Annotated in this window: 2 rRNA genes; both read right to left on the bottom strand. The window is 57.0% G+C overall.

Features of this window, described 5'->3' with window-relative positions:
* Nucleotides 1-22 precede the first annotated feature (22 nt).
* A 23S ribosomal RNA gene (locus tag ACGF8B_RS41995) occupies nucleotides 23-3,147 on the bottom strand.
* A 297-nt stretch (nucleotides 3,148-3,444) separates the two neighbouring features.
* A 16S ribosomal RNA gene (locus ACGF8B_RS42000) occupies nucleotides 3,445-4,970 on the bottom strand.
* The 16S and 23S rRNA genes sit together here, the layout of an rRNA operon.
* Nucleotides 4,971-5,352 lie beyond the last annotated feature (382 nt).

Here is a 5,352-nt window from a genome sequence, read left to right on the forward strand (position 1 = left end):
AACACAGTGGACGCGAGCAACTGAGGACAAGCCCTCGGCCTATTAGTACCAGTCAGCTCCACCCGTTACCGGGCTTCCACATCTGGCCTATCAACCCAGTCGTCTACTGGGAGCCTTAACCAATCAAGTTGGTGGGAATACTCATCTCGAAGCAGGCTTCCCGCTTAGATGCTTTCAGCGGTTATCCTTTCCGAACGTAGCCAACCAGCCATGCCCTTGGCAGGACAACTGGCACACCAGAGGTTCGTCCGTCCCGGTCCTCTCGTACTAGGGACAGCCCTTCTCAATATTCCTACGCGCACAGCGGATAGGGACCGAACTGTCTCACGACGTTCTAAACCCAGCTCGCGTACCGCTTTAATGGGCGAACAGCCCAACCCTTGGGACCGACTCCAGCCCCAGGATGCGACGAGCCGACATCGAGGTGCCAAACCATCCCGTCGATATGGACTCTTGGGGAAGATCAGCCTGTTATCCCCGGGGTACCTTTTATCCGTTGAGCGACAGCGCTTCCACAAGCCACTGCCGGATCACTAGTCCCGACTTTCGTCCCTGCTCGACCCGTCGGTCTCACAGTCAAGCTCCCTTGTGCACTTACACTCAACACCTGATTGCCAACCAGGCTGAGGGAACCTTTGGGCGCCTCCGTTACTCTTTAGGAGGCAACCGCCCCAGTTAAACTACCCATCAGACACTGTCCCTGATCCGGATCACGGACCCAGGTTAGACATCCAGCACGACCAGAGTGGTATTTCAACGACGACTCCACAACCACTGGCGTGGCTGCTTCAAAGTCTCCCACCTATCCTACACAAGCCGAACCGAACACCAATATCAAACTGTAGTAAAGGTCCCGGGGTCTTTCCGTCCTGCTGCGCGAAACGAGCATCTTTACTCGTAGTGCAATTTCACCGGGCCTATGGTTGAGACAGTCGAGAAGTCGTTACGCCATTCGTGCAGGTCGGAACTTACCCGACAAGGAATTTCGCTACCTTAGGATGGTTATAGTTACCACCGCCGTTTACTGGCGCTTAAGTTCTCAGCTTCGCCGACCCGAAAGTCAGCTAACCGGTCCCCTTAACGTTCCAGCACCGGGCAGGCGTCAGTCCGTATACATCGCCTTACGGCTTCGCACGGACCTGTGTTTTTAGTAAACAGTCGCTTCTCGCTGGTCTCTGCGGCCACCCCCAGCTCATGGAGCAAATCCAATCACCAGTGATGGCCCCCCTTCTCCCGAAGTTACGGGGGCATTTTGCCGAGTTCCTTAACCATAGTTCACCCGAACGCCTCGGTATTCTCTACCTGACCACCTGAGTCGGTTTAGGGTACGGGCCGCCATGAAACTCGCTAGAGGCTTTTCTCGACAGCATAGGATCATCCACTTCACCACAATCGGCTCGGCATCAGGTCTCAGCCTCAATGTGTGACGGATTTACCTACCACACGGCCTACACCCTTACCCCGGGACTACCACCGCCCGGGCTGGACTACCTTCCTGCGTCACCCCATCGCTTACCTACTACCACCTTGGTTCATCGGCTCCACCACTACCCTCAACTCCGAAGAGATCGGGCCGGCTTCACGGACTTAGCATTAATGGGCTCAGTACTGGGCGTTTCAAAGCGGGTACCGGAATATCAACCGGTTGTCCATCGACTACGCCTGTCGGCCTCGCCTTAGGTCCCGACTTACCCTGGGCAGATCAGCTTGACCCAGGAACCCTTAGTCAATCGGCGCACACGTTTCTCACGTGTGTATCGCTACTCATGCCTGCATTCTCACTCGTGAACCGTCCACAACTCGCTTCCGCGGCTGCTTCACCCGGCACACGACGCTCCCCTACCCATCCACACAGGCGTTGGCCCTATATGTGTGAATGACACGACTTCGGCGGTACGCTTGAGCCCCGCTACATTGTCGGCGCGGAATCACTTGACCAGTGAGCTATTACGCACTCTTTCAAGGGTGGCTGCTTCTAAGCCAACCTCCTGGTTGTCTCTGCGACTCCACATCCTTTCCCACTTAGCGTACGCTTAGGGGCCTTAGTCGATGCTCTGGGCTGTTTCCCTCTCGACCATGGAGCTTATCCCCCACAGTCTCACTGCCGTGCTCTCACTTACCGGCATTCGGAGTTTGGCTAAGGTCAGTAACCCGGTAGGGCCCATCGCCTATCCAGTGCTCTACCTCCGGCAAGAAACACACGACGCTGCACCTAAATGCATTTCGGGGAGAACCAGCTATCACGGAGTTTGATTGGCCTTTCACCCCTAACCACAGGTCATCCCCCAGGTTTTCAACCCTGGTGGGTTCGGTCCTCCACGAAGTCTTACCTCCGCTTCAACCTGCCCATGGCTAGATCACTCCGCTTCGGGTCTTGAGCGTGCTACTGAAACGCCCTATTCGGACTCGCTTTCGCTACGGCTTCCCCACACGGGTTAACCTCGCAACACACCGCAAACTCGCAGGCTCATTCTTCAAAAGGCACGCAGTCACGACTGCATGTGCAAGCACATACAGCGACGCTCCCACGGCTTGTAGGCACACGGTTTCAGGTACTATTTCACTCCGCTCCCGCGGTACTTTTCACCATTCCCTCACGGTACTATCCGCTATCGGTCACCAGGGAATATTTAGGCTTAGCGGGTGGTCCCGCCAGATTCACACGGGATTTCTCGGGCCCCGTGCTACTTGGGTGTCTCTCAAGCAAGCCGTCAATGTTTCAGCTACGGGGGTCTTACCCTCTACGCCGGACCTTTCGCATGTCCTTCGCCTACATCAACGGTTTCTGACTCGCCTCACAGCCGGCAGACTGTGAAAGAGAGATCCCACAACCCCGCATGCGCAACCCCTGCCGGGTATCACACGCATACGGTTTGGCCTCATCCGGTTTCGCTCGCCACTACTCCCGGAATCACGGTTGTTTTCTCTTCCTGAGGGTACTGAGATGTTTCACTTCCCCTCGTTCCCTCCACACTGCCTATGTGTTCAGCAGCGGGTGACAGCCCATGACGACTGCCGGGTTTCCCCATTCGGACACCCCCGGATCAAAGCTCGGTTGACAGCTCCCCGGGGCCTATCGTGGCCTCCCACGTCCTTCATCGGTTCCTGGTGCCAAGGCATCCACCGTGCGCCCTTAAAAACTTGGCCACAGATGCTCGCGTCCACTGTGCAGTTCTCAAACAACGACCAGCCACCCATCACCCCGCTCCGAAGAACAGGTTCACTGGGGCCGGCAACTGAAGGCGACCATCACGGCCGTACCCTCAGATACCCAACAACGTGCCCGACCCGACCTGCCGTCCCCCACGTTCCACGCCGAAGCAGTACTAGTGAAAAACAACCTGTCGTGCCGAATAGTCAACGTTCCACCCATGAGCAACCACCGTCGAACATTTGCCGACGTAATGGCCTCTGGACTCCTTGCGGAATCTAGATGCTCCTTAGAAAGGAGGTGATCCAGCCGCACCTTCCGGTACGGCTACCTTGTTACGACTTCGTCCCAATCGCCAGTCCCACCTTCGACAGCTCCCTCCCACAAGGGGTTGGGCCACCGGCTTCGGGTGTTACCGACTTTCGTGACGTGACGGGCGGTGTGTACAAGGCCCGGGAACGTATTCACCGCAGCAATGCTGATCTGCGATTACTAGCAACTCCGACTTCATGGGGTCGAGTTGCAGACCCCAATCCGAACTGAGACCGGCTTTTTGAGATTCGCTCCGCCTCGCGGCATCGCAGCTCATTGTACCGGCCATTGTAGCACGTGTGCAGCCCAAGACATAAGGGGCATGATGACTTGACGTCGTCCCCACCTTCCTCCGAGTTGACCCCGGCAGTCTCCTGTGAGTCCCCATCACCCCGAAGGGCATGCTGGCAACACAGAACAAGGGTTGCGCTCGTTGCGGGACTTAACCCAACATCTCACGACACGAGCTGACGACAGCCATGCACCACCTGTACACCGACCACAAGGGGGGCACCATCTCTGATGCTTTCCGGTGTATGTCAAGCCTTGGTAAGGTTCTTCGCGTTGCGTCGAATTAAGCCACATGCTCCGCTGCTTGTGCGGGCCCCCGTCAATTCCTTTGAGTTTTAGCCTTGCGGCCGTACTCCCCAGGCGGGGAACTTAATGCGTTAGCTGCGGCACCGACGACGTGGAATGTCGCCAACACCTAGTTCCCAACGTTTACGGCGTGGACTACCAGGGTATCTAATCCTGTTCGCTCCCCACGCTTTCGCTCCTCAGCGTCAGTAATGGCCCAGAGATCCGCCTTCGCCACCGGTGTTCCTCCTGATATCTGCGCATTTCACCGCTACACCAGGAATTCCGATCTCCCCTACCACACTCTAGCCTGCCCGTATCGACTGCAGACCCGGGGTTAAGCCCCGGGCTTTCACAACCGACGCAACAAGCCGCCTACGAGCTCTTTACGCCCAATAATTCCGGACAACGCTTGCGCCCTACGTATTACCGCGGCTGCTGGCACGTAGTTAGCCGGCGCTTCTTCTGCAGGTACCGTCACTTTCGCTTCTTCCCTGCTGAAAGAGGTTTACAACCCGAAGGCCGTCATCCCTCACGCGGCGTCGCTGCATCAGGCTTTCGCCCATTGTGCAATATTCCCCACTGCTGCCTCCCGTAGGAGTCTGGGCCGTGTCTCAGTCCCAGTGTGGCCGGTCGCCCTCTCAGGCCGGCTACCCGTCGTCGCCTTGGTAGGCCATCACCCCACCAACAAGCTGATAGGCCGCGGGCTCATCCTTCACCGCCGGAGCTTTCAACCCCGTCCCATGCGGGACAGAGTGTTATCCGGTATTAGACCCCGTTTCCAGGGCTTGTCCCAGAGTGAAGGGCAGATTGCCCACGTGTTACTCACCCGTTCGCCACTAATCCACCCCGAAGGGCTTCATCGTTCGACTTGCATGTGTTAAGCACGCCGCCAGCGTTCGTCCTGAGCCAGGATCAAACTCTCCGTGAATGTTTTCCCGTGATCGGGACAACACAACACGAGAGCGGAACGACCGGACGGAATAAGACCGGTCGTTCACAGCGTCCTCGCTGTGTAAATTGCCTACCGGGTCAGTGACCCCGTAGGACTTTCAAAGGAACCTCCAACCTGCCGAAGCAGGCCGGGGTATCAACATATCTGGCGTTGACTTTTGGCACGCTGTTGAGTTCTCAAGGAACGGACGCTTCCTTTGTACTCACCCGCAGAACACTCTCTGGGGCTTTCCTCCGGGCTTTTCCCTTCGGTCTTGCGTTTCCGACTCTATCAGACTCTTTCGTGTCCGATTCCCGGTCGAAGCGGGATCCTGCTTTTCGCTTTCCAGTTCTTCGCTTTCGCGTTTCCCTTTCCGGCG

Origin of the sequence: Streptomyces sp. NPDC047917, from assembly GCF_043204345.1 — a bacterium.
GTDB lineage: Bacteria > Actinomycetota > Actinomycetes > Streptomycetales > Streptomycetaceae > Streptomyces > Streptomyces sanglieri.